A 26343-nucleotide genomic window follows, 5' to 3' on the forward strand; every position below is an offset into this window, starting at 1 on the left:
ATGAAAGCGTTATAATAATAAATTGTAACATACTAAATAGGAAAATTGTGGTTTGAAGGCTTGTAAAGAAATTATAAATCCAAAGGTTTAAAAGTAATAAAATAAAGGAAAATAACGGAATGGAGGGATTATGGATGAAATTTATTATTATTGGCGGAGATGCAGCGGGTATGAGTGCTGCAATGCAGATAGTGCGAAATAGCACGGGGCATTCCATTACTGTTCTTGAAAAAGGAGGAATTTATTCTTATGGTCAGTGCGGATTGCCTTATGTAATAGGTGGCAAAATCGAGAATACATCTAAGGTTATAGCTAGAACACAAGCTGAATTTCAGGAGAAGTACGGAATTGATGCAAGAGTGTATCATGAAGTTAGAAACATTGATGCAAAGTCAAAATTAGTTCAAGGAATTAACCATACTTCCGGGGAGACCTTTGAACTTGCATATGACCGGTTGTTGATTGCAACAGGAGCAAGTCCGGTAGTCCCAAATTGGGACGGGAGTTCACTTCAAGGGATTTTTACTTTAAAGACTATTCCAGATACAGAAGAAATCTTAGATTACCTTTACAAGGGGTTCCGTGATGTAAAGGAAGTTACCATTATCGGTGGTGGTTATATAGGATTAGAGATGGCGGAAAGTTTTGCGGAAATTGGTAAAACGGTAACTATCATTGAAAGAAATGAAAAGCTTGCAGGGATTTTTGATAGTGATCTTTCGGAACTTATCCATAACGAAGCGAGTAAGCAAAATATAAAGCTAAGGCTCAAAGAATCTGTTGAAGGCTTTATTGGAAACAGCCATGTGGAATATGTGAAAACAGATAAGGGGGAAATCAAGACGGATTTAGTTTTAGTTGCTGTTGGAGTTAAACCGAATACAGCGTTTACTGAGGGTGCGGGAATTGTCAGAAGTGTGAAGGGGGCAATTCAAGTAAATGCCTATATGCAAACAAGCGTGGAGGATATTTTTGCAGCAGGAGATTGTGCAACCCAATACCATCGCATTAAGGAAAGAGACGATTATATCCCTCTCGGTACGCACGCCAATAAACAAGGGCAGATTGCAGGGTTAAATATGGTCAATATGCATAAAACGTTTAAAGGTGTTCTTGGTACTTCCGTCATTAAATTTTTTGACCTAACACTAGGAAGAACCGGAATTACAGAAAAAGAGGCAAAAGGCTTGCATATTCCGACAGGCTCCGTAACAATCCAAGCGAGGGATATTGCTGGGTATTATCCAGGGGCAACCAAGATGACAGTAAAATTGGTATACCATAAAGAAACACATAAGCTACTTGGAGGCCAAATCATTGGAGAAAGCGGTGTAGATAAACGAATCGATGTACTAGCAACCGCACTATATCACTCCATGACAGTAGACGAACTAGTAGACCTAGACTTAGCCTACGCACCGCCATATAACGGAGTATGGGATCCAATCCAGCAAGCAGCAAGAAGAGTAAAATAGGGACAAGGGGACAGGTTCCGCGACCCACCACAATTTGTGGGACAGGGGACCTGTCCTGTATTCTTTTTACTTGACATAAACAAGTGTAAATAGTATAAAGACAATGTGTTTAGTCGGATTTATTGTAGGTAAAAATGAACACTTTCAATGAACTAGATTACGAGTTGCATAGTACCATATTTTAATTATGAGTATGAAGGAGACGTTTATATGTCTAAAAAAATATATATAATCCATGAAAATGATGATTGGACGTTACATTTAACAAAACGATTAGATGAATTACACTTACCGTATGAAGCGTGGCATCTTGATCAAGGAATTGTTGATTTAACTTCAACCCCACCTGAGGGGGTGTTTTATAACCGCATGAGTGCATCTTCTCATACTAGAGATCATCGATTTGCACCTGAGTTGACTGGCGGAATTCTTGATTGGCTAGAATTCCATAATCGTACTGTTTTTAATGGAAGTAATGCTTTACGACTTGAGCTTAGCAAAATCAAGCAATATACAGCACTTGAAGCAAATGGAATTCGAACTCCGAAAACAATTGGAGCAGTGGGGCGTATGCAGATCATTGAGGCTGCGAAAAAACTAGGAACAGCTCCATTTATTACAAAACACAATCGTGCAGGTAAGGGACTTGGGGTACAATTATTCCAAACAGTAGAGTCATTGGAAGCATATGTGAATAGTTCAGCATTCGAAGAGCCAGTTGATGGAATTACGTTAATACAAGAGTACATCCAATCACCAGATTCCTATATCACGAGAGCGGAGTTTGTTGGAGGGAAGTTTGTGTATACGGTTAGGGTCGATACATCGGAAGGTTTTGAGCTTTGCCCGGCAGATGCTTGTCAAATTGGGGATCTATTTTGCCCAGTGGGTGATGAAGAAGTGGAAGTACGACCTAAGTTTGAAATTGTTGAAGAGGTAAGCGCAGATCTGATAGAACGTTATGAAGCTTTTCTAAAGGCAAGTAAAATTGATGTAGCGGGTATTGAATTTGTAAAAAATGCCAAGGGTGAGATTTTCACCTATGATGTGAATACCAACACAAACTATAATTCAGATGCTGAAGCAAAAGCACAGAAATTCGGTATGCTAGAGCTTGCAAAGTTTCTTGGCGAGGAATTAGAAAGAATATAAGATCAGTAAGCCACTCATGGTTATGGGTGGTTTGTTTTGTTTAGTATGATAAGATGAAGAAAAAGAAATAGTGTTAAACAAACGTTTGATTAGAATTTATAAGCATAGTGGATAAGCGGGCTAGCACTACTATTCAAACGTTTGTTTGAACTTTAAAAGGAGCAACAGAAGTGGATCAACAGACAAGGAAAGATTTGAAAATCTTAACTCGCCGGATAAAGATGCGCAATATCAAGCCTTTACAAATATCATCGAAGCAACTAACAACGAGGTTGATTGGGCATATGAGGTGTGGAATCAACTTAAAGAAGATCTTTCAAATAAAGACAACCATCGAAGATCGAGAGCTGCACAATTTTTATGTGGGTTAGCCAAAAGTGATCCGGAGAAGAGAATGCTTCACGATTTCCGAGCTATTTGGGAGGTAACCTTTGATAAGAAGTTTGTGACAGCAAGACATACTTTACAATCCATTTGGAAGGTAGGACTTGCAGGCGAAGAACAAAGAGATATGCTTCTTACCTATGTTAAAGACCGTTTCGTAGCATGTACCTCTGAAAAAAATCACACCCTAATTCGTTTCGATCTCATTCAAGGGTTAAGATATTTATATGACCATCTACATATAGTAGAAATCAAGGAGCTTGCTCTTGAACTTATTGAAAAAGAAGAAGATCCCAAGTACAAGAAGAAGTATGCTGCAGTGTGGAAATAAAAAAGGATAGCAATCATGCTACCCTTTATCTGTCTTATTTTAATGATTTACCTCTTTCTGTTTTCCCTGTGAAGCTGCATACATTCGGAAGAGAATAAAGGCAACGGCTGAAAGGAATATACCTGAAATATAAGGTAATCCCATGGCGATTGTATAGAGCCAGCCACCTAAAATAGGTCCAAGAATTCTACCAAGTGAATCGAAGGATGATAATAAACCTGTTACACTTCCATGTCCAGATTTAGACTTCTTTGTTAGTAAAGCGGAAACACCCGGACGGATGACACCATTCCCTACTCCAAATACCGTTAAATAAATCGCTGCTGTAAGGAAGCTTTCGGTATATAAAATAAGAAGGAACCCTAAGGCAGAAATAAATAACCCAATTTGAATGACGAAGCCTTCGCCAAAGCGCTTTGTTAGCCTTCCTACTAATCCACCTTGAACAATAGCTCCTGCAAGTCCCATAATCATGAAGATATAACCGAGTTCTGTTGTTCCTAATCCAGCTTTCTCCGCAGCAAAGTATGCAAAGGTAGCCTCAAGACCTGATAAAGATAATGTAACAAATAAAGAAAGAAAAAATAATACTGATTCTTGTCCGTTCAGCGCTTTTAATAGTCCTTTTCTACCTCTTGTTTGTTGTGATTGTCTATTCTCTTTTGGTAATGATTCCTTCAATACAATCAGTACGAGGAAAAAGGTAATCAAGGAAGATATCCCTGCAATATAGAATGGCATATGTAAGCTTGATTTTGAAAAAATACCACCAATCGCTGGCCCAAAAACGAATCCAAGACCAATTGATGCACCAATGACACCCATACCTTTTCCACGGTCTTCTTCAGAGGTAATATCGGCTGCATAGGCCATAACAGTAGGCATATTTGCGGCAGAAAGAAATCCTCCGATAATCCTAGCTGCGAAAAGCATCCATAACTCTGTAGATAAGGCCATTAAAAAGAAAGAAACAGCAAGGCCGAAAATACCGATCATCATAACTGGCTTGCGTCCGATTCGATCGGAGATTCTTCCCCACATCGGTGCAAACAAGAATTGCATTAAGGAATAAACCGCCATCAGTAGTCCTAATTCAGTTGGTGAAGCACCAAGCTCCTCTGCATAGAAGGGAATAACGGGAATAATGATCCCAAATCCAATGTAAACCAAAAACATAACTGCAAATAAAATAGGTAATGCTTTCTTTGTCTCCAAAATTATGTCACTCCAGTTAACTTTATTCAGCAGAAGTCCCCTACTTATAAAAGCGGGGAAAAATGCAAATGTAATATATAATTCAGTCGGGGTTCTAACCTGACTGAATAAAGTTAAGTCTCCAGCGGATGCCACAGATTTTATAAGGAAGACTTACCTGCATTAACTGGTACTAAGCCCTCTGTTAGGTTAACTACCAGTAAATTCTAAATAAGATGAACAAATAAAAACGCCATGTCTTACGGGAATGTCTTTGTGATTCACTTCCTATTGGCCTAAAATCTATGCACAAAACACCAAGGCGCATTTGATTAGCTTCCTTTTCTATAATAAATTAAATGAAACTATTTTGCGAGTTATCAGGGGAAGGAGATAAAAAATATTCAACAAAAAAAGCATCTTCAAATGAAGATGCTTTCTGTATAGGCTTGTCCGTTACATAATACGTCTTACATGACCGCTGAAATGATTTTTCCAATAGCCAGTAGTCATTGTAGCAATGCCAACGCCTGTAGATGATTGAGATCCAATAAATTTACCGCCACCAATATAAATCCCAACATGGCCATCTGTCTTATAGGTATTAAAGAATACTAAGTCACCAGGTTTCATGTCATTAACTGAAACAGCTGTTCCTTGAGTTCTCAGAGCACTTGTGCTAGAACCAACACTTACCCCAGCTTGTGAAAATGCCCAAGAAACAAAGCCTGAGCAGTCGAATCGTCCGTTTGCAATGTCAGATGCACTTCTTCCGCCACCAAATACGTACACAGAGTTTCCAATATACTTATAACCTGCATTAATAACCGTGCTGATTGATCCACTCACCTTTGGTGTGGATGTCGGGATTGAAGCAGCAGCAACAGAATTAGTTGATGAAGAAGCAGGAGTAGAAGCAGCAGCTACAGTTGGTGCAGGAGGCTCCAAGCTAGCAAGAATTTCGTCAATATTCGCTTTTGTATCTTTCTCTTTTTGCTCCAAGGCTGCCTTTAACGCATCATTATGTGCTTTTTGTTCCTCTATTTGACCCTGCATTAACACTAATTCGCCCTTTTTCTCTTCTAAAGAAGTAAGTGTTTCTTGAAGGGTATCTTGTTTTTCTTTTACTTGTTTAATATCTTTTGCCTGCGCATCAATTATATCTTGGTCAGCTTTGATAATCGTAGTTACTGCACTCACGCGATTAATAAGGTCAGTAAAGTTTGATGCACCAAAAATAACGTCCAAATAACTGATAGTTCCGCCGGATTCTTGCATCATACGAGCACGTTCTTTTAGTATATCGTTTCGAGCTTCTATTTGCTTTTCAACATGGTCGATCTCAGCTTGAAGGCTTTGAATCAATTCTTCAGTCTGTTTAATTTCTTCTTCAGTTTGAGAAATCATTTTTCGATTATCTTCAATCGCCTTATCAGCCTTTGTAATCTGTTCATTTAATTGTTGAAGTTTATTTTGAGTTTCTTGAAGCTCGCTTTTTAGTGAACTAATAGAAGTTTCAGCTTTAGTTGTTATTACATATGGTGAAAAGGCACTTATCATTAAAGTAGCACTTAAGGTTACAAGAGTCTTCTTCAATATTATTCCTACTTTCTTACTAGATTCTTCATTATAAACACTCGTCTTTTATTCTATCATATTATCATATATTTCTATCAAATTCCTCATTTGTCGCGAAATTGTTACATTTTGTCATAATTGTAATCTTTCAAAACTGAAGTAAATCAAGGTTACGAAATAAAGGAGTCTCGCATTTTCGTGTCGAAATAACGTTTTAATAGATTGATTAAATAGTAGGCAAGCTCCTACTAAAGTAGCATTGGAGGAAACATCGTGAATATAAGAGAAATCAAAGTAAGTGATGTTGAGGAGTTTCTTGATTTATGCAAAACTGTGGATGAATCAAATGTTATGCTTTATGAGCCAGGAGAACGAAAAACAACAACTGAACAGCAGAAAAAAATGATTGAAAGAGTGTTAAGTGAAGAAAATTCTACAATATTGGTAGCTGAATTTGACGGACAGCTTGTGGGTTATATGTGTGCGTTCGGGGGCGGGGCGAAACGAAATCGCCACTCGGCATACCTTGTATTAGGTGTACATGCTGGTTATCAGGGAAAAGGAATTGCGACAAAGCTGTTTGAGCAATTATTTATATGGGCGAAGAAAACAAGAATTTCAAGGCTTGAACTAACAGTTATAAAAAGTAATTTGAAAGCCTTCAATCTATATAGGAAAATGGGGTTTGTAATCGAGGGAGAGAAAGTGCACTCTTTGGTGATTGAGGGTGTGCCAACGAATGAATACTATCTTTATAGATTGGTATAGGAAAAGACAATTCGAATTACACATTACATTAAACAAACGTTTGGTTAATTTTTGCACCCCTTGGGAGAGTAAAGTAAAGGCGCTAAACAAACGTTTGATTGAAAATTATTATGTAAACTAGCGCCGTGGTAATCTTCTTTTTACAAGTTCTCAAACTCTCTAATTCTACGTTTTATTTCTTCAGGTATGGGTGCAGAAGACTTTGAAACATTATTGTAGTTAACTTGAATCGTTTCAGCTTCAAGTAGGACATCACCGTTACGCTTGATGAGGCTTTCAAGAGAAAGACTAGAATTACCTACTGTGTGGACTCGAACATATACTGTAACTAAGTCATCCAACATGGCTGGTTTTATATATTGCACTGTGCTTTTAACAAGTACTGGCTCAAAATTAGATGAATGCTGATTCTTTAGCCAATCAGGTCCAAGGATTTCACGCATATACTCTGTAAATGCGATATCTAAGTACGTCAAATAATGAGCATTAAATACAATTTTCTGTCCATCAATTTCCGAATATCTAACACGGATGGTATGAGAGAAATTAAATACTTTTTCCATGTAGTAACCCTCCTTTTTAAGAATATATTCTGCAAAGAGGGATCTTTTCCTGCATATACAGAAAGAGGAGTAAATACAATGAAGGGTTGTACATAAGAAATGGGAATTACACAGATTATAAAAATTTTTGAAACCTATGCGGTGGCAGGTATAGGAGGAGTATTGTTTTATTTTGGTCATTTTCCAATACCTTGGATATTAGGGCCGATGACATCCATCATTTTGTACAAGGCCCTTACAAACCGAAAAATGGTTGTAGCACCTCCTTTGTATAACGGGGGACTTATCACACTAGGAATCTACTTTGGATCATCGTTTACAAAAGAAACGTTTATCACAGTGTATCCATATATCATCCCGTTTTTAATCACGACCATTTTGTTACTAGCGGTTAGTGTGATCAATAGTATCTTTGTGACACGATTTATCAAAGTTGATCCTATGACAAGTGTATTTGGCTCAATTCCTGGCGGGTTATCTGAAATGGTGGCAGCAAGTCAGTCCCTACGTGCAAATTCTGCTATGGTAACTATTTTTCAAACTGTTCGTTTGTTAACTGTTGTATTTTTGGTGCCGTTTATTGTAACACACTTATTTTTAGTAGGTGACGTAAAACCATATGAACTAACAAATCGAGTGGCGAATGTACCATACTATGCATATATGTGGTTCGGGTTAGCTATTTTGGCTGGTTGGCTACTGAGGAATAAGGTTCCAGCTGCATATGTAATCGGCCCACTTGCTGTTACAGCACTGTTAGGTATACTAGGAGCAGAATTACCCAGTATTCAACCTTGGTTTCTACTACTAGCGCAAATCACTGTTGGTATGAGAATGGGAAATAATATTAACATAAGAGACTTAAAAATTGGTGGAAAGTATTGCGGAGTTTATTTTGTACTAAGCATTTTACTGATAGCCATTTCCTTCGGTTTTGGATATGTTTTTTCGTTGCTATCTGATTTGAATTTGGCGACCGCCATGCTAAGTTTATCACCTGGTGGATTGGTTGAGATGGTACTAACAGCCTCTGCAATTGGTGCTGACCCAGCGATAGTAAGTGCTTTGCAGCTTATTCGTCTCCTATTTATCATACTCTTTGTACCAAGCTTCTTGAAATGGATGTTTACTAGAAAAGAAAAAATAATAACGGCAGGCCAGGCGAAAGAGGGGTAACTCCTTTTTTAAATAAGTCTCTCAGGGTAAAGAGGCTTATTTCTCTTTTTTATGCCAAAATTGGCCGAGATAAGTTAGCATTTGTTTAATTTTGTAACACTACATGTTTTGTAAGCAAGAATTCAAACAAACGCTTGTATGATTTTAGAAAGCCTTATGTGTCAAGGGTTATATGTATAAACAAACGTATGATTGAAAAGTATTATGTAAACTAGAACCGATATTTTGAAAAAAGAAAAGGAGCCATTGACTGACTCCTTACTAAACTACTTACGCGCCCCATTCTTCCTTAGAAGGGCCATATATACCTGGTACCTTTAGATTAGCTTGGCGCATCAAAATTGTCATTTGACCACGGTGGTGTATTTGATGGGTATTGACCATTTTGAGTGTTGCACCAATTGGCATTTGTTGACCAAAGATATCTTTGACTTCATGTAATGTTTCATCTTTCCATTGGTCTTTAATAGCAGAAATCAAATTTTCATTTGTTTTACGATAACTCTCAGCAATTTCCTTTGCGGTAGCGGGCACTGTCTCTCCAGTAGAACCTTCAAATTGAAGACCAGTTAGTGAAATTATTTGATGAAGGGAAGTAGCGACATGCCAGGCTAATTCTCCTAATGTACGATGACCAGGGGCCACTGCTTGTGCTAATGACTCATCGGTTAACGCATCTAGTATTTTTTGAGTGGCACTTCCCTCATAATGCCAGTCTTGAACAAATTCTTCAATTGTACGGTACATGATATTCCTCCTAGTAATGATCTTTCTTTCATTATACTTCATACACAACTAATTTCCATTTTAAACACTTTCGCATTTGTTTTTTGTAAAGAGGTGTTTTCTCCTTGGATAACTTGTAAAATAAAGTAGAATACTAGATTTTTTACAACAAAGGATGTTGCAAGGTGAAAGATATAACAATTAGCTCACTCTTAGATGTAATAGGAGAATTATTCTCTGATGAAATCTCAATTGCTGTTTCAAATACGAAGGAGTATGTTTATTACCGACCGAGTAAACGCATTGACTTGAAGATTAAACCAGGTAATGAAGTGAAAGAAGGAACCATTGCATACAAGGCTCTTCATACAAGACAGAAAACCTCAGAATTTATCAATCGGGATGTGTTTGGAGTTCCTTATCATGGAATGGCTGTACCTTTTTTTCATAATGAAGAACTAGAAGGATGTGTGACAGCCATTTATCCTGCCTTAACAGATGGGAAAACTGTTGTAACTGTAAAATCTCCTGATGGATGGGTACCAATTCCTTTTTCGGAGGTCATTTGTGTCGAAGCTAAAGATAAAAAAACTAATGTGTATACAAGCGGATTCTCAGGAACACATAAATACTCGTTACAGCAATTCGAATATACATTGCCAAAAGACTTTTTCATACGGTGCCATCGATCATTTATCGTAAATGTGAATCATATTAAAGAGATACATCCTGATACCCATTCTACTTTTTTATTAGAGATGGACAATGGGACTCGGGTTCCTGTAAGCCAAAACTATTCGAGCTATTTTCGGAAATTACTGGGTTTTTGAAATCCTCTAAAGTAGGATAAATCTTCTGCTTTGGAGGCTTTTTTTTCTTTTTTGTCTAAATTCTTTGTTCTTTGCTCCAAAATTCCCTTTCCATGCTAGGAAAATAGGTAAAATTATCTTACTATTCAATATATCGTGAGAGGGATGAGAGATATGGATAACAAACTTGAACGTATTAAGGATACCCGTCTTCATAATCGTGTTGTGACACCAGAAGAAGCGGCAGAATGGATTCAAGACGGCATGACGCTAGGGTTAAGTGGGTTTACTCGTGCAGGTGATGTGAAAGCGGTACCATTTGCGCTTGTCAAACGTGCAGAAAAGGAACCACTAAAGGTGAACGTGTATACAGGTGCTTCATTGGGGTCTGATGTAGATAAATTATTTGCTGAAGCAGGAATTTTAGGTAAGCGCTTACCGTTTCAAGCTGATCCAACAATGAGAAAAGGCATTAACCAAGGGGACTTCTTGTTTGTTGATCAACACTTATCACATACTTCAGAGTTAATTCGGGGAAATGTAATGGATATAGATGTCGCTATTTTGGAAGCGATTGCAATAAATGAGGATGGCGTCATTATACCGACTACATCTATAGGGAATTCATTAACATTTGCACAGCACGCAAAAACAATTATTGTTGAAATTAACTTAGCGCAAACAACCGAGCTGGAGGGAATACATGATCTGTATGCACCTGGTAAGCAAGGGGAAAGGGAGCCGATTCCTTTAACAAAACCACATGATAGAATTGGTTCACCTGGAATTAAGGTGGATATTGAAAAAATCAAGGGAGTCGTGTACACAAACCAAACAGATTCTCCATCCACCATTGTACCACCAGACGAGGAAACACAAGTTATGGCACAACACCTACTAAGCTTTTTACGGACAGAAATTGAAGCAGGTCGCTTAACAGAAAAGCTTGCACCACTTCAATCCGGTATTGGATCAGTAGCAAATGCAGTTCTTCATGGAATGCTTGACTCAGAGTTTACAGACTTAGAGGTTTATTCTGAGGTATTACAGGATGCTGTGTTTGATCTAATGGATGCAGGGAAGGTGAACTTTGCTTCCTGTTGTTCGATTACCTTATCCGAAGAAAAAATGAAAAAGGTATTTTCTAATTTTGACGAGTATCGAGATCGTTTACTTATGAGACCACAGGAAATTTCAAATCATCCAGAAATCATTCGGCGTTTAGGACTCATTTCTATTAATACAGCTCTTGAGCTAGATATTTACGGAAACGTAAATTCTACTCATGTGCTTGGTACAAAGATGATGAATGGTATTGGTGGCTCTGGGGACTTTGCGAGAAATGCACGTCTAGCGATTTTTGTAACAAAATCGATTGCTAAAGGTGGAAACATATCAAGTATTGTTCCATTTGTTTCCCATGTTGACCATACGGAACATGATGTGGATGTTATCGTGACTGAACAAGGATATGCGGATATAAGAGGACTTGCTCCAAGGGAACGTGTAGAGCTTATTATCGAGAATTGTGTGCACCCAATGTACAAGGGACAGCTTCGTGACTACTATCAGGAAGCACTAACAAGAGGTGGCCAAACACCACATGTTTTAGAAAAGGCCTTTTCATGGCACACAAATTTTGCAAAACATGGAACAATGCTTCAAAAAGAACTAGTGGAAGCATAACATTATCTGAAAGCCGCAAAAGGTTACTACTCTTTTTGCGGCTTTTTTTCTGTGAAAATTAACAGTATATAGGAACAAAGTAATATATATCACCATCTAAAATCATGGTACGATTAACGAAAAGTGTATCAAGAGAAGAGGGATTATAATGAAACAGATTCAAGCATTTGTTGGCTGCTTTTTTGTTGGTGTAGCAGCATTCTTGTATGCAACAAAGCACATTACAGCGGCTATTATTTCTTCTAACATAAATACCCCTAATGTAAATTATTATGAAGGTGCCTATCAATTAGTTGGTTTTGGTATGCGATTTTGGATGATTGCTGCTCTATGTATTGGAATCGTCCTAATTGGTAGGAGTTTGATTGGGAGTCGGCTTTCATTTATCAAGAAACAGGCTGCACAAAAAAATACCGACACCATTCAAGGGTAGGTATTGTAAAGTCTGGTCTTATCCAATTAAGTTAAAAAGGTTTTAAAATCATTAATGTAATAACAATCAAGAAGATTGTGTTTTCAATATGTTCTACACGAAAAAGGGCCTTAGCCAATGGGTAGTATTCCGCTGGTATATCTTCACCCTGGTGGGATGCCAATAATTCTTTTACAGGCTTTGATCTAGGTGTTAGAGCAAATGGTCCCATTGCTAATGCAAGTAAAAATAGGAGCAGACTTGTCACATACCAACCCATCTTAAATAAATACGGGTTTATAGCACCCATTAATAGTCCAGTTACGAGTAAAAGAATGCCACCAATCATGACAAATATATGAAGTCTATGCCTTATTGCATAGGAATGTCTAAGCTCTGTCATCGTATTCCCCGACTTCACAACTGTAGTTAAAATAAAGCCTGGCCCCATCCCAAGAATGGCTGAAAAAATATGTATGAAAACAAGTATCTTATATACTATATCCACTTGCTCGGAAACCTCCATTCAAGACATATCCTATTAAGAAGGATAACACGAACACGGAAATGGTAAGTGTGATAAAACTCACATTTCCGTCCCTATTATCTTACTATTTTGTGACAACATTTTTCTAGTTTAAAATAAATGATATAATGGAAAAGGTTCTCATACATCTGGAAAGGGGGCAATTTTGTGAAAAGTATCACGAAATTCTTATTTATTGTCTTGGGTTTTATTTTCTTAGGACTTGGAGTAGTAGGAATTGTTCTACCAATCATACCAACCACGCCCCTATTATTGCTTGCTTCGTTCTTTTTCGTAAAAGGATCGGAACGTTTTGATCACTGGTTTAAAGGGACAAAATTATATAAAAAACACCTAGAAGGCTTTGTGAAAAGACGGGAAATGACATTGAAGCAGAAGCTAACAATCTTACTAACAGCGGATGCGATGATTGCAATTCCTTTCTTTATTTTAGACGGTATTCCCATCAAAGTCATGTTACTTGTGATTGTCATCTATAAATACTATTATTTCATTACGAAAATAAAGACGGTATCACCTGAAGAGTATCACGTAAATGAACAAGCACTTGTGGGCAAAACAAGGTCTAAATAGATCGTAATAAAACAACCCCCTGTCACGATTTAAGACAAGGGGTTTTCTATTAAGTGAAGCAAGTATTATTCGCCTATCTTACTGAATTCATGGACCCAAACTTTCATATGAGGAAGCCAAGGCATGCCAGGGTGATAAGATAAGATCGATTCTTTGTATTCATCTACTGTAGCAAAACCTTCTTGTTTTGCATCATCGTCTGTTAATTCACCGAGAGATTGCTCGTATACACGGTCTACTTTAAATTGTTGTCCTTCCAGCGTCATAATCTCACCGACATCTGCGTATCTTCCATTTCGTCGAGTTGCTGTTTTTTTACCATCTAATACCTTTTGGATATCTGCAGGCATTGTAACTAGTCTTTCTATGGAACATGTTTTAGGCGGTAATTCATTATTTTGTGTAGTCATTTGATAGCTCCTTTCAATAGACAACTACCATTATGGGGTTGTCCGTCCTTTACTATACCCTACTTTACCATAGAAAATGATTCCATTAAAAACTTAACTAGTCTTTTTATCAAAATATCTTCGCAGGCCTTCACCTAAAATTGTAAAGGTAAACATCGTAAAGGATATTGCAATACAAGTCCAGAAAGGAATCCATATAGAGCTTAGCATGTCTTTTCTTGCCAGACCAAGTAAGGTAGGCCAATTAAGACTAGTGTTCACCATCTCGCCAACCCCATAGTTTAATTGAACGAATACTTGGGAAAGAAATACACCAAATATTCCTAGCTGTGCAATTAAGAGGCAGGTTCTGCCGATATCAATAAAGAAATTCACCATTATTGCTGGATATGTATTCGGTAGGATATTTCCTAATGCAAGTCTTAGGGGTGATATCCCAACGGTTATGCCTGCCTCAATATAAGGCTTCCTCACAATTCGCTGAGTCTCTTCGCGAATGACATGACTCACTTTTCCAACCTCAATCAAAGCCAATAGTAAAATCGACCACCATAAACGATTTTCATTCATAACTAGAGCGGGTATGGCAAGCAAGAGTAACGCAGAAAAGATAATAGGAATACTAGAAAATACATTGTTCCAGGTTGTAACAATCCAAGAGAAGGGATTGTTTTTTCGTGTAGCCAATAACCCCAGAGGTATTGCAATGAGATAACGAATGAAAACAATTCCCAAGATAATTTTCATCGTATCCTTCGCACCTACAATTAATACGCTAAATAGATCACGGCCTTCATGGTCAGACCCAAAGGGAGGTTGTTGCTCCGGGGTGAAAGGTGCTTTCAATAAACCACCACCCTCTAGAAAACGAATTCTACCTCCTTCAACGCCTTCTTTCACATACGGGATATGTGGACCAATGAACATAACAAGTAATAGGATTCCTAACATTGCTATCCCCGTAATTAAAAACCAATTTCGATTCAATGCAAACACCTCCTTATTTTGGATCTAATCTCACCTTAATGAGTTGACTTATGATATGTGCCCCCATAACAAGCATAAGAAAGCTTATACAGATTCCAATAATCAAGCCACGTTCATCGGCACCCTGGCCAGGAGGAATCGCATTTGTATAGCCGATAGCGGTAAATAACCGGTAGGCTGCACCGCGGTATCCTAGCAAATATTCCACAACTAAAAGATTTGAAAGGATAAATACCATAATAGATTGCAAGTGGCTAGAAACAGTAATAAAACAAGTTCTCATCATATGATTAATCAGTACTTTGTTCTTCGTAAAGCCCTTCGCAAATGCAACTTGAATATACGGTTCTTTATCCTGGGTGAGGAGTGAAACAGACGTTATTCTTGCAACGTACAACATTGGTGCAATTGATATAAGAATACTAGGTGCAATGAACTTCCACCATGCCTCGGTACCCATAATGCTAAAGTCAGGAACATACATTAGTAAGAAGTAACTTAAACAAATAATGATAAAGAAGTCAGGAACACCTGAGAAGAACCAGGTTGCACCACTTCCTAAAAAGCTCTTTTTCGTATTGGTCAACCGATAATCCAAAATTCCTTTAAGAATCCCGAAAACAACACTAAGAATGAATCCAATTACAATAATTTTAAAGCTCTTTGGGAAAAGCTTCACTAACTCATCTTCAGCTGAAACTGTTGCGAATTTTGTTTCACCTAGACTCTTATTCTCATAAACATCCTTTAAAAAAGTGATGATACTCATTCCATAATCTTTCAAATTGAATTGATAAGAATATTCAACTGTAAGAGCTTTACCAGAATAATCAATACTGGGTTCGCGAGGGAAAAGTACAAATAAAATCACACAAAAGAACACACATAAATAAATCATTAAAATCTTTAAAAACTCCTTAACAACCCCCACAAAGGTCACCGCCTTTTCGAAAATATCAACTATTCTAAATATATTCTATATTGGTGAGCCTGTCACCACCCGAAATATGTCGATTGGAATAGTACTATTGTTCAGTATTGAATTCATAGAATGTATGAGAGGGTTGCTGTAGTCATGTTGATGTCGAAACTATATTTCTTTTGAACTATTATTGTGATAATATATTAAAAAGTTCAAATTTTATAAAAATGGGAAGGGGTTACATAAATGAAGAAGTTATCTATTTTTTCAATGATGCTCGTTTTGCTATTTTTAGCAGCCTGTGGAACGAGCGAAACAAATGGAACTGGTGAGAAAGAAGAGGGAGAAGACTCAAAGACACTTAAAGTAATGACAGATGCTGCATATGCACCGTTCGAATTTATGGAGGGTGACAAGATTGTCGGCTTTGAAATTGATGTAATTAACGCAGTAGCAAAAGAAGCAGGTTATGAATTGGATATCAAACATACAGGTTGGGATCCGATATTTGTTGAATTAAATAAGGGTTCATATGATCTAGCGATTTCATCTATTTCAATTACGGATGAGCGAAAAGAGGAATATGATTTTACGATTCCATTCTTCCTATCAACAAACAAAATTCTTGTTCCTGAGGATAGCGATATCCAAGGTGCAAATGATCTAGTCGGTAAGGTAGTCTCTGTCCAAGCATCGACAACAGGGCATTTTGCAGTAGAAAAGGTACTGGGTGAAAAACACCCAGACATTAAACCGTTTGAAAATAACAATCTAGCAATTCTTGAACTTGAAAGTGGAGGAGCAGATGCTGTTGTAGCGGACAATGGTGTTATTGAATATTATGCTGCTCAAAATCCGGATAAAAATCTAAAGGTTGTAGGAGATAAAGATACCTTTGATGCTGAATTTTACGGAATGATGTTCCCTAAAGGTAGCGAAGTAAAGGCCGATTTTGATAAGGCAATCGAGACGATTATTGAAAACGGGAAATACACAGATATCTATAAAGAGTGGTTTGGAGAAGAGCCGGATTTAGAAGCTCTTAAAGCAGAACAAGAAGCATCAAAATAATAAAATCAAATACGCTTGGGTATTTGCCGCCCGATTTTTAGGCCCACACGGGGTGGGTCATGAAGACGTTGCCACAGGATGTGGCGTTCTTAGTCTTCGGTCCTATGCTCGAAAGATTACCTTTGAAAAATCGTGGCATTCGTCTGAGGCTCTTTCTTTATTCGGGGGCTTAAACGCCCACTAGATAAAAAAACAAATTGCGTAACACCATCAATGTGTTACGCAATTTTTCACCTTAGGAGATCTAAAAAATACAGGGGGACGCGTGATGGATTTTAAGTTTGACATAATAATTGACTATGCACCTTATTTTTGGGAAGGGACGCTACTTACAATCGGCTTATCTATCGCTGGCATTTTACTGGGGACGATCTTAGGCTTATTTATCGGACTTGGGAAAATGATTCGTAATAAATGGTTGGCGTTTCCATTTGTGTGCTATGTTACATTTTTTCGGGGAACTCCACTACTTGTACAAATTTTTATAGTTCATTTTGGAGTAGTTCCTTTGTTTTTAGGTGGCACAAATGGGATTGTTGCAGGTATCATAGCACTTACTTTAAATGCGGCCGCGTACATAGCAGAGATCTTTCGTGCAGGTATCCAATCTCTTGATCGTGGACAGATGGAGGCTGCACGCTCATTAGGGATGACACATGTACAAGCCATGAGATATATCATTATTCCACAGGCTTTTAAACGAATGATTCCTCCGTTAGGAAATGAATTTGTCATTCTCATCAAAGATTCATCCCTCTTATCGGTAGTGGCAACACCTGAAATTATGCACTGGGGTCGAATGATGATGGGACAACATGCACGTGTTTGGGAGCCATATTTAATGGCAGCATTTATCTATTTAATACTGACTCTATCCCTAACGCTACTGCTAAACTATCTAGAAAAGAGGCTGAAAACTGAATGATTAAGATTGAAAATATAAAAAAATCGTTTGGGAAGAATGAAGTTCTGAAGGGAATCTCAGCTTTTATTCAGCCGCAAGAGGTTGTTGTGGTGATTGGTCCATCTGGTTCTGGAAAATCAACCTTTTTGCGCTGCATTAATCTACTAGAAACGATCAATGAGGGGCATGTATATATAGAGGGAATTGACATAACAGACAAAAAAACAAATATCAACCAAATTCGTACAGATGTAGGAATGGTGTTCCAACAGTTTAATTTATTCCCACATAAGACGGTGATGGAGAACATTACACTTGCTCCAATGAAGGTGAAAAATGTCACTCAAAAAGAGGCTAATGAAAAAGGAATGGAGCTTCTTAAAAAAGTAGGGTTAGCAGAAAAGGCAGACGCCTATCCAGATTCATTATCAGGGGGTCAAAAGCAACGTGTCGCAATTGCAAGAGCGCTCGCGATGGAACCAAAAATCATGCTTTTTGATGAACCGACATCCGCACTAGATCCTGAAATGGTCGGAGAGGTATTAGAGGTAATGAAACAGCTAGCACGTGAAGGAATGACCATGGTTGTTGTTACACATGAAATGGGCTTTGCTCGAGAGGTGGGAGACAGAGTGTTGTTCATGGATGATGGATATGTTGTAGAGGAAAACCAACCTAAGGAATTGTTCGAGAATCCGCAGCATGATCGAACAAAAGCATTCTTAAGTAAAATTTTATAAACAAAGAGTTTATAATAAAACTATCCGGTAGAATTCTAAATTAAAACAATCCTACACATGAAAGCCGAGAAAAGTTAGGATTCACATGCCTTAAATTGCATGACTTTTGGAGGGTAATGATGGATATTATCGAACAAGCAATCATTGTTGCAAGTAAGGCTCACGATGGGCAATATCGAAAGCTAACGAAGACTCCATATATCACTCATCCGCTGGGCGTTGGTCTTATACTGATGAAAGAAAACGCGCGTGCAGAATTGATTGCAGCGGGGATACTCCATGATACAGTGGAAGATACTGAGCTCACATTAGAGGAAATTGCGACTAGCTTTGGTCCAGAAATTGCGAAACTAGTGGAAGGGTGCTCTGAGCCAGATAAAACACTCTCATGGGAAGAAAGAAAAGAGCACACAATTTCGTTTCTGCGCACAGCTTCAGAGGATATACGTACTGTCGTATGTGCAGATAAGCTCCATAATATTCGTTCAATTCTCCGTGACTACAACGACCAAGGAGATGAGGTGTGGAGTCGCTTTAGTCGAGGAAAAGAAAAACAAGAGTGGTACTACCGAAATGTAGCCGAAAGCCTAGCTCAAGCTTCAATGTTTCCGCTAGTTAAAGAGTTAAAACAAGAGATCAATACACTGTTTGGCCCAAAAGAATAAGTACTGGTAATGTCTCAAAGAATAGCTTTGGGGCTTTTTTGGGGAACACAAAGGAAAGTCAGTATTTTTTAATTCGTAACCTACTAGTGTGAAAACAATCACGTGTAATTGATTGATAGACTCAAATGGACGAATTCCTCAAAATTGAGGAATTTTTTTTATGTGTATAAATAACAGGTTTCAACTTGGTAATAAGGTATGTAAACGTTGTCACGTTGGGATTTTCTACTTGTAAACGCATATAAAAATTGTTGACGTAATTCGACAGAAAGTGCTATCATTCAAATATAAATTTAATTAATTTGTTAAGCCAACTAACAAAATATATGAAATGTTAACTCTAATTATTGGGGGAATTAAAATGAACACAGCTAGGAAGTTGGAACCTACAGAATTTAATGAAAGCGGAAACGAAGCACGTCCTTTTGGGATAAAGGATAAACTTGGATATTTATTTGGTGACTTTGGAAACGATTTCTTCTTTATCCTTGTAGCAATATTCTTAATGGTATTTTATACAGATGTATTCCATATCCATCCTGCAACTGTTGGGGCTCTATTTGCTGCCGCTCGTCTCTGGGATGCTTTTGCTGATGTAGCCTGGGGACGTTTCATCGATTCAAGAAAGACAACACCTCAAGGAAAGTTCAAACCTTGGATTTTAAGAATGTCCGTCCCACTCGTTATTACTGGTGTGTTAATGTTTGTTAAAATTCCAGGAATGTCTGATGGGTTCTATCTTGCGTGGGCCTTTGTAACCTATATAGTCTGGGGTACTTTATATAGTACAGTTAACATCCCTTATGGATCAATGGCTTCTGTCATTACTGATGATCCTGTTGAACGTACTTCTCTTTCTGGTTGGAGAACAATGGGTGCTCAAGCAGCTGGCCTGATCATCGGTGTTGGCGGTCCAATGTTAATATTCGTTGATAATAAAATTGAACCTAACCGCATGTTAATGGCCTCGATTATTTTCGGTGTTCTTGCGCTTGCTTGTTATATTGCATGTTATAAATTGGTAACTGAACGAGTTGTGTCACCTGAGAGGCCAAAGCAAAAAGGTTCTTCAAAAGCAACAATGAAAGGGCTTGTAAAAAACAAACCATTAATCTGGATTCTTGTATCATCTTTAACTTTTATGGTATGTACGATGCTCATTCAGTCAGTAAATATCTTCTTATTTAAGGATTATTTTGCAAACGCTAAAGCAGTAAGTATGGTGAACTTAGTGACATCAGGTACAGTCTTTCTTCTTATGCCAGTCTTAAGTCCACTTGTGAAAAAATTTGGTAAGAAGGAATTAGCGGCAACTGGAATGCTACTTGCTGGGCTAGTTTACTTACTGTTATTCTTCTTAAAAGATATCAGCGCCATGCAATTTGTTGGTATTTTGACGATTGGAATGTTGGGTAATGCGATTTTCAATCTTGTTATTTGGGCTTTCGTAACAGATGTTATTGATTATCATGAATATCTAACTAATTTACGTGAGGATGCGACAGTCTACTCTATTTATTCAATGGCTCGTAAAATTGGACAAGCTGTTGCTGGTGGTCTTGGTGGCGTATTGATTGGAGTAGTTGGATATAATTCAGCTTTAGAAATTCAAACGCAAGAGACTTTAAATGGAATTCATGCTTTAGGTACGTTATTACCAGCCGTAATCTACTTGATTATTTTCTTAGTAATCGTTTTCTTCTATCCTTTAAATAAAAAGCGTACACTTCAGCTAGCGGCTGATTTAGCTGAAAAAAGACAGAATAACAAATAAAGTTTAATCAAAAACCCCTTCGGCTATTTGCCTGAAGGGGTTTTCAGTATCAAGATGAGTCACTTACTTCTGTGAGTCATCTTGATATGTTAAATTAAGCATTGGAACTCCTAAGAATCGTTTAATCGCGAGGGCGCATGCCCCCATTCTTACTGATCTTTCACCTAAGGTTGAGATTGATAATTCACGATAATGACTAATAGAAGAAGTTAGATGTTCCTCTATCTTTTTTATCGAATCCGGGTACAACCTAAGAATCTCACCGTCGAGGACAATTGTGTCAGGGTTGTACATATTAATCATATTATTTAAACCAATCGCGAGGTAATAAATATAATTTTCTAGGCGTTCGTAAATATCTTTATCACCAGCTGCAATTAATTTTTGTAAATCTCCGTAGGTAAAGGAATCAAGGTTCCTGTCAGTCTTTACGTTTTGTAAAAAGACTAATTCAGAAGCGTATTGCTCTAAACAGCCCTTATTTCCACATGAACATGGCTTTCCATTTGGAACCACAATCATATGTCCAACTTCACCAGCAAAGCCATCATTACCTTGAAAAAATTCATTATCCATTATGACCCCAAGACCAATCCCGGAATAAATCGTCGCACATAATAAATTGTCTGTATCATGATAACGGAAGACTCTTTCGGCAAAGGCAGACATATTTGCATTGTTTTCTATGTAAATAGGTAGATTACATAGTTTTTCTAAGTCCTGCTTGAGTTGAACAGATCGCCACTGAAAACGAGGGACAAAGAAAACTTCCTGATTCTTGCTAACAAGCCCATGAATGGCAATAACAATCCCAATAATACCATAACGACTATTCTTGTAGTCTTTTTCAAATAATTGAATTTGTTCTATTACTAATTGTAGGATGGAATCATAGTCTGTTGTTTTACTTTCAATTGTCTTTTCGGAAATAGGGCTACCTAGCAAGTCTGTTAATGTAAAGGAAATTTGCTCATATTCCACGTCGATTCCAAGCGCGTAGCCTGCCTCTGCATGTAAAGAAAGCATTATTGGTTTTCGACCAACAGTATTATGCTCCTGCTGAGTTTCAATGATTAAGCCATCTTCTAATAAATCGGCAACCTGAGCAGAAACAGTTGCCCTTGTAAGTTCCGTTGCTTTGGAAATGTCAGCTCTTGAAATCATACCTTTTTCTACTATTTTCTCTAAAATAAGCGAGCGATTTATTTTTTTTATATATGCTGCATCTCCAGTGATCATACAAATCCCCCATTTGTTAGTAGGTACATGTAGTTAAATTGTGACTTTGTATTTCTTAGCCTTTTGATATTTGTTCATTTTCATGTAAAAATAGCAGAAATTTGTATTATTTCATACTTGTCAGCAGTTACCTTTTTTTATCTTTAAGGTATGTCATTTTAAATAGGTAAGGAAAAATTGAAGTCAAGTAGGAGAAAAAACCATTTTGTTTCCGCTTTCACGAAAATAATTTTATATTTTGAATAATTGTTTCTAGTTAGCTAATTGACGAATAAAGCTAAGGGTGGTACATTATAAATGGTTATAATTTGTTTAGTGAACGAATTAATTATACAACTAATTTTAACGATTGAAAAGATTCGATTTTTTCGGTAGGGTAGAACAATAAGATTACTATTTTAATAGTTTAGGAGTGTGGTTACATGAAGACAGCTTTAAATAACCAAGAACTTGATTTATTAGCAATTAACACAATTAGAACATTATCTATTGATGGTGTTGAGAAAGCGAATTCTGGACATCCAGGAATGCCGATGGGCGCTGCTCCAATGGCTTATACTCTTTGGGCAAAAGAAATGAATCATAATCCTTCAAACCCGAACTGGTTCAATCGTGATCGTTTTGTTTTATCAGCTGGACACGGTTCCATGCTTTTATATAGCTTGTTACATTTATTCGGTTATGATGTAACGATTGAAGATTTGAAAAACTTCCGTCAGTGGGGAAGCAGAACTCCAGGACATCCTGAGTTTGGCCATACTCCAGGGGTTGAAGCAACTACTGGTCCATTAGGACAAGGTATTGCTATGGCTGTTGGTATGGCAATGGCTGAAAGACATCTTGCAGAAACATATAATAAAGATAAATATGAGCTAGTAAATCACTATACATATAGTATTTGTGGTGACGGAGATTTAATGGAAGGTGTATCTGCAGAAGCTGCTTCACTTGCTGGACACTTAAAATTAGGACGACTAATTGTTATGTATGATTCAAACGATATTTCATTAGATGGTGAACTAAATCTTTCTTTCTCAGAAAGTGTTGAAGATCGTTTCAAAGCATATGGTTGGCAAGTAATCCGTGTTGAAAACGGAAATGATACAGAAGAAATTCAAAAAGCGTTACAAGAAGCGAAGGCTGATTTGAATCGTCCTACTCTAATCGAAGTGAAAACAGTGATTGGTTTCGGTTCTCCTAATAAGTCAGGAAAATCTGCTTCACACGGTGCTCCACTAGGAAAAGACGAAGCAACTTTAACGAAGGCAGCATACGGCTGGAATTATGAAGAGCCATTCTTTGTTCCTCAAGAAGTAAGAGAACATTATAGCCAATTTGTTGAAGCTGGCAAGCAAAAGGAAAGTGCTTGGAATAGCTTATTTGCAGAATATAAGAATGAATATCCAGAATTAGCTAAGCAACTTGAAGCAGCTCTAAAAGGCGAGTTACCGGAAGGCTGGGAAGCTTCACTTCCAACATTTGAAGCAGGTTCTTCAGTAGCAACTCGTGATGCTTCAGGGAAAGCATTAAATGCTGCAGCTACTGCAATTCCACAGCTTATTGGTGGTTCTGCTGACTTAGCAGGTTCAAACAAAACGTTAATCACTTCTGAAAAGAACTATGCAATTGATAGCTTTGCTGCTCGTAATATTTGGTTTGGTGTAAGAGAATTTGCTATGGGTGCTGCTATCAATGGTATGGCACTACATGGTGGAGTAAAAGTATTCGGTGCAACATTCTTCGTTTTCTCTGATTACCTACGTCCAGCAATTCGTCTTGCAGCATTAATGAAGTTGCCAGTAACATATGTATTTACACATGATTCAATTGCAGTTGGTGAAGATGGTCCAACTCATGAACCAGTTGAACAGTTAGCAGCATTACGTGCAATGCCTGGACTTTCAATTCTACGTCCTGCAGATGCAAAAGAAACTGCTGCAGCTTGGCGCTTAGCTCTAGAAAGCACAGATACACCAACAGCACTAGTATTAACTCGTCAAGGCTTACCTACTCTTGATCTTGATGAAGCTACTGTATATGAAGGTGTTAAGAAAGGTGCATACGTTGTATCAGAAGCTAAAGGAGAAGTATCAGGTCTATTGCTTGCTACTGGTTCTGAAGTATCGTTAGCTATTGCTGCACAACAAGAATTAGAAAAAGAAGGCATCTTCGTATCAGTTGTAAGTATGCCAAGCTGGGATCGCTTTGAAAAGCAATCAGCTGAATACAAAGAAAGTGTTCTTCCAAAAGCTGTGAAAGCTCGTGTTGGTATCGAAATGGCTTCTCCACTTGGATGGAAAGAATTCGTTGGCGACGAAGGAAAAGTTCTAGCAGTTAACACATTCGGAGCATCAGCACCTGCTGGTAAATTATTAGCAGAATACGGATTTACTGTTGAAAATGTAGTAAAGAACTTTAAAGAATTAGTCTAATTTGATTTCGAAAACGAGTAAGAAATTGCGATAGCGCAATTGATTGAATAAATAATGCGGGGTACTATAAAGTAAAGGCTGTTTTCTTGTAGTTTTTACTAACGACATTTGACCACCTGTGTGAATAGGTAGGTCAAATGTTTCTAAAAATAGTACAAGCATGAAAATATCCAAAACCAATTAGATGCTGGAGGGAAAAAAGAAATGAAATTTTTTATCGATACAGCTAATTTAGATGATATTAAAAAAGCGTACAAAATGGGTGTACTTTCTGGTGTAACTACAAACCCATCACTTGTTGTTAAAGAAGGCGTAAAGTTTGAAGATCGTATTGCTGAAATTCTTCAATCTGTACCAGAAGTAGAAAGCGTATCTGCAGAAGTATCTCCAGATGCTGAAACTGCTGAACAAATGATTGCAGAAGCAGAAGAACTTCTAAAAATCAACGGTGGCGACAAAAACATCACTATCAAAGTACCTATGACTGTTGCTGGATTAGAAGCAACTCGTTACCTTTCTAAAAAAGGTGTTAAAACGAACGTAACATTAATCTTCACTATGAACCAAGCTCTATTAGCAGCTCGTGCTGGTGCAACATATGTATCTCCATTCTTAGGTCGTTTAGACGACATTTCTGAAGATGGCGTACAGCTTGTAGCAAAAATCGCTGAGCTATTCCGCGTTCATAACTTAGATTCTCAAATCATTGCTGCATCTGTAAGACACCCAGACCATGTTACTCGTGTAGCATTAGCTGGTGCTCACATTGCAACAATTCCATACTCTGTAATTGAGCAACTTACTAAGCACCCACTTACAGACCAAGGTCTTGAAAAGTTCGCTGCTGACTGGGTAAAAGCTGTAAAATAATATAGTAATAATATGTAAGGCCCCGATTCGCTTTATTGCGGATCGGGGTTTTTATTGTTATGGCGGTTATTGGTTTGAGGTTGCTGTGATAAGATCCCAATCGTAGCCTACTCAAGCTTGGAATGTCCTTCATCAAGTAGATGAAGGCCCGAGTGAGTCGAATGCACGCTCAGAAAGTCCTTCATCGGTATGATGAAGGACCGAACGAAGTCAGAGGTCTGTCGGAAAGTCCTTCATCGGTATGATGAAGGACCGAACGAAGTCAGAGGTCTGTCGGAAAGTCCTTCATCGGTATGATGAAGGACCGAACGAAGTCAGAGGTCTGTCGGAAAGTCCTTCATCGGTATGATGAAGGACCGAACGAAGCCAGAGCCCAGTCGGAAAGTCCTTCATCGGTATGATGAAGGACCGAACGAAGCCAGAGCCCAGTCGGAAAGTCCTTCATCGGTATGATGAAGGACTGAACGAAGCCGGAGCCCAGTCAGAAAGTCCTTCATCGGTATGATGAAGGACCGAACGAAGTCAGAGCCCAGTCGGAAAGTCCTTCATCGGTATGATGAAGGACCGAACGAAGCCAGAGCCCAGTCGGAAAGTCCTTCATCGGTATGATGAAGGACCGAACGAAGTCAGAGGTCAGTCGGAAAGTCCTTCATCGGTATGATGAAGGACCGAACGAAGCCAGAGCCCAGTCGGAAAGTCCTTCATAGGTATGATGAAGGACTGAATGAAGTCAGAGGTCTGCTGGAAAGTCCTTCATCAGTATGATGAAGGACCGAATGAAGTCAGAGAGGTCAGCTGGAAAGTCCTTCATCAGTATGATGAAGGACCGAATGAAGTCAGAGAGGTCTGCCGGAAAGTCCTTCATCGACCAGAAGAAGGATTGGATATGATAAGAGCACAAAAATAGTCATCCACCAATTAGTGAATGACAAAATCAAAACAAAGAAACAAGAAT

At 38.0% G+C, this 26343-nt stretch carries 26 protein-coding genes; 17 read left to right on the forward strand and 9 right to left on the reverse strand.

Going from position 1 to position 26343, the window contains the following annotated elements:
- Positions 1 to 134 precede the first annotated feature (134 nt).
- The 3 genes from ACWNMY_RS13285 to ACWNMY_RS13295 all read left to right on the forward strand — a co-directional run bounded on the left by ACWNMY_RS13285 (position 135) and on the right by ACWNMY_RS13295 (position 3342).
- Entirely contained in the window at positions 135 to 1475 is a 1341-nt protein-coding gene (locus tag ACWNMY_RS13285) for a CoA-disulfide reductase (protein ID WP_449538743.1), read from the forward strand.
- Positions 1476 to 1685: 210 nt separating this feature from the next.
- Positions 1686 to 2627, forward strand: a complete 942-nt coding sequence (locus tag ACWNMY_RS13290) for an ATP-grasp domain-containing protein (RefSeq protein ID WP_449538744.1) — start codon at positions 1686 to 1688, stop codon at positions 2625 to 2627.
- A gap of 145 nt (positions 2628 to 2772) precedes the next feature.
- On the forward strand, positions 2773 to 3342 hold the full coding sequence (locus ACWNMY_RS13295; RefSeq protein ID WP_449538745.1) for a hypothetical protein: 570 nt from the start codon (positions 2773 to 2775) through the stop codon (positions 3340 to 3342).
- A 39-nt stretch (positions 3343 to 3381) separates the two neighbouring features.
- Here ACWNMY_RS13295 and ACWNMY_RS13300 read toward each other — a convergent pair whose 3' ends face one another.
- Both ACWNMY_RS13300 and ACWNMY_RS13305 read right to left on the reverse strand, forming a co-directional pair.
- Positions 3382 to 4557, reverse strand: coding sequence for an MFS transporter (locus ACWNMY_RS13300; protein ID WP_449538746.1), 1176 nt, complete (start codon positions 4555 to 4557; stop codon positions 3382 to 3384).
- A gap of 435 nt (positions 4558 to 4992) precedes the next feature.
- Entirely contained in the window at positions 4993 to 6132 is a 1140-nt protein-coding gene (locus tag ACWNMY_RS13305) for a coiled-coil domain-containing protein (RefSeq protein ID WP_449538747.1), read from the reverse strand.
- 255 nt (positions 6133 to 6387) lie between these two features.
- On the opposite strand from ACWNMY_RS13305, the gene ACWNMY_RS13310 reads away from it, so the two are divergent.
- Entirely contained in the window at positions 6388 to 6882 is a 495-nt protein-coding gene (locus ACWNMY_RS13310; RefSeq protein ID WP_449538748.1) for an N-acetyltransferase family protein, read from the forward strand.
- A gap of 140 nt (positions 6883 to 7022) precedes the next feature.
- On the opposite strand, the gene ACWNMY_RS13315 is transcribed toward ACWNMY_RS13310, so the two are convergent.
- On the reverse strand, positions 7023 to 7445 hold the full coding sequence (locus tag ACWNMY_RS13315; RefSeq protein WP_449538749.1) for an acyl-CoA thioesterase: 423 nt from the start codon (positions 7443 to 7445) through the stop codon (positions 7023 to 7025).
- Positions 7446 to 7544: 99 nt separating this feature from the next.
- Between ACWNMY_RS13315 and ACWNMY_RS13320 the strand changes: the two genes are divergently transcribed.
- Positions 7545 to 8621 (forward strand): AbrB family transcriptional regulator, encoded by a 1077-nt coding sequence (locus ACWNMY_RS13320; protein WP_449538750.1) that lies wholly within the window; start codon positions 7545 to 7547, stop codon positions 8619 to 8621.
- Positions 8622 to 8891: 270 nt separating this feature from the next.
- Here ACWNMY_RS13320 and ACWNMY_RS13325 read toward each other — a convergent pair whose 3' ends face one another.
- Positions 8892 to 9368, reverse strand: coding sequence for a DinB family protein (locus ACWNMY_RS13325; RefSeq protein ID WP_449538751.1), 477 nt, complete (start codon positions 9366 to 9368; stop codon positions 8892 to 8894).
- A 164-nt stretch (positions 9369 to 9532) separates the two neighbouring features.
- Here ACWNMY_RS13325 and ACWNMY_RS13330 point away from each other — a divergent pair, with 164 nt between their 5' ends.
- The 3 genes from ACWNMY_RS13330 (at position 9533) to ACWNMY_RS13340 (ending at position 12275) form a co-directional block, all read left to right on the forward strand.
- Positions 9533 to 10177 carry a LytTR family DNA-binding domain-containing protein gene (locus ACWNMY_RS13330; protein ID WP_449538752.1) on the forward strand — a complete coding sequence of 215 codons (645 nt, stop codon included), beginning with the start codon at positions 9533 to 9535 and terminating at the stop codon, positions 10175 to 10177.
- A gap of 153 nt (positions 10178 to 10330) precedes the next feature.
- A complete protein-coding gene (locus ACWNMY_RS13335) occupies positions 10331 to 11842 on the forward strand; it encodes an acetyl-CoA hydrolase/transferase family protein (protein ID WP_449538753.1) in 1512 nt (503 codons plus the stop codon).
- A 148-nt stretch (positions 11843 to 11990) separates the two neighbouring features.
- A complete protein-coding gene (locus tag ACWNMY_RS13340; RefSeq protein ID WP_449538754.1) occupies positions 11991 to 12275 on the forward strand; it encodes a hypothetical protein in 285 nt (94 codons plus the stop codon).
- A 31-nt stretch (positions 12276 to 12306) separates the two neighbouring features.
- Here the strand turns inward: ACWNMY_RS13340 and ACWNMY_RS13345 are convergent, their stop codons facing one another.
- A complete protein-coding gene (locus ACWNMY_RS13345; RefSeq protein WP_449538755.1) occupies positions 12307 to 12762 on the reverse strand; it encodes a DUF2269 family protein in 456 nt (151 codons plus the stop codon).
- Between the two features lie 186 nt (positions 12763 to 12948).
- Here ACWNMY_RS13345 and ACWNMY_RS13350 point away from each other — a divergent pair, with 186 nt between their 5' ends.
- Positions 12949 to 13374 (forward strand): YbaN family protein, encoded by a 426-nt coding sequence (locus ACWNMY_RS13350; RefSeq protein WP_449538756.1) that lies wholly within the window; start codon positions 12949 to 12951, stop codon positions 13372 to 13374.
- Between the two features lie 65 nt (positions 13375 to 13439).
- On the opposite strand, the gene ACWNMY_RS13355 is transcribed toward ACWNMY_RS13350, so the two are convergent.
- The 3 genes from ACWNMY_RS13355 to ACWNMY_RS13365 all read right to left on the reverse strand — a co-directional run bounded on the left by ACWNMY_RS13355 (position 13440) and on the right by ACWNMY_RS13365 (position 15702).
- A complete protein-coding gene (locus ACWNMY_RS13355) occupies positions 13440 to 13784 on the reverse strand; it encodes an ASCH domain-containing protein (protein WP_449538757.1) in 345 nt (114 codons plus the stop codon).
- 93 nt (positions 13785 to 13877) lie between these two features.
- Positions 13878 to 14771: an ABC transporter permease gene (locus ACWNMY_RS13360; protein ID WP_449538758.1), complete on the reverse strand. Its 894-nt coding sequence runs from the start codon at positions 14769 to 14771 to the stop codon at positions 13878 to 13880.
- A 13-nt stretch (positions 14772 to 14784) separates the two neighbouring features.
- On the reverse strand, positions 14785 to 15702 hold the full coding sequence (locus ACWNMY_RS13365) for an ABC transporter permease subunit (RefSeq protein WP_449538759.1): 918 nt from the start codon (positions 15700 to 15702) through the stop codon (positions 14785 to 14787).
- Positions 15703 to 15939: 237 nt separating this feature from the next.
- On the opposite strand from ACWNMY_RS13365, the gene ACWNMY_RS13370 reads away from it, so the two are divergent.
- The 5 genes from ACWNMY_RS13370 (at position 15940) to ACWNMY_RS13390 (ending at position 20847) form a co-directional block, all read left to right on the forward strand.
- Entirely contained in the window at positions 15940 to 16764 is an 825-nt protein-coding gene (locus tag ACWNMY_RS13370; protein ID WP_449538760.1) for a basic amino acid ABC transporter substrate-binding protein, read from the forward strand.
- Between the two features lie 268 nt (positions 16765 to 17032).
- Complete coding sequence (locus ACWNMY_RS13375) at positions 17033 to 17689, forward strand: amino acid ABC transporter permease (protein WP_449538761.1); 657 nt, start codon at positions 17033 to 17035, stop codon at positions 17687 to 17689.
- Complete coding sequence (locus ACWNMY_RS13380) at positions 17686 to 18408, forward strand: amino acid ABC transporter ATP-binding protein (protein ID WP_449538762.1); 723 nt, start codon at positions 17686 to 17688, stop codon at positions 18406 to 18408. Before ACWNMY_RS13375 ends, ACWNMY_RS13380 begins: the two co-directional genes overlap by 4 nt.
- Positions 18409 to 18527: 119 nt before the next feature.
- The gene (locus ACWNMY_RS13385; protein WP_449538763.1) at positions 18528 to 19073 is read left to right on the forward strand and encodes an HD domain-containing protein; all 546 of its coding nucleotides are present in this window, start codon (positions 18528 to 18530) and stop codon (positions 19071 to 19073) included.
- Between the two features lie 361 nt (positions 19074 to 19434).
- The gene (locus ACWNMY_RS13390; protein WP_449538764.1) at positions 19435 to 20847 is read left to right on the forward strand and encodes an MFS transporter; all 1413 of its coding nucleotides are present in this window, start codon (positions 19435 to 19437) and stop codon (positions 20845 to 20847) included.
- A 63-nt stretch (positions 20848 to 20910) separates the two neighbouring features.
- Here ACWNMY_RS13390 and ACWNMY_RS13395 read toward each other — a convergent pair whose 3' ends face one another.
- Positions 20911 to 22086: an ROK family protein gene (locus ACWNMY_RS13395; RefSeq protein ID WP_449538765.1), complete on the reverse strand. Its 1176-nt coding sequence runs from the start codon at positions 22084 to 22086 to the stop codon at positions 20911 to 20913.
- A 422-nt stretch (positions 22087 to 22508) separates the two neighbouring features.
- Between ACWNMY_RS13395 and tkt the strand changes: the two genes are divergently transcribed.
- From tkt to ACWNMY_RS13410, 3 genes are all read left to right on the forward strand, one after another.
- Complete coding sequence (tkt, locus tag ACWNMY_RS13400) at positions 22509 to 24518, forward strand: transketolase (RefSeq protein WP_449538766.1); 2010 nt, start codon at positions 22509 to 22511, stop codon at positions 24516 to 24518.
- 204 nt (positions 24519 to 24722) lie between these two features.
- Complete coding sequence (gene fsa / locus ACWNMY_RS13405; protein ID WP_077620530.1) at positions 24723 to 25388, forward strand: fructose-6-phosphate aldolase; 666 nt, start codon at positions 24723 to 24725, stop codon at positions 25386 to 25388.
- Positions 25389 to 26112: 724 nt separating this feature from the next.
- Positions 26113 to 26295 (forward strand): hypothetical protein, encoded by a 183-nt coding sequence (locus ACWNMY_RS13410; protein WP_449538767.1) that lies wholly within the window; start codon positions 26113 to 26115, stop codon positions 26293 to 26295.
- The last annotated feature ends 48 nt before the right edge of the window (positions 26296 to 26343 follow it).

The organism is Ferdinandcohnia sp. Marseille-Q9671, from assembly GCF_976954385.1.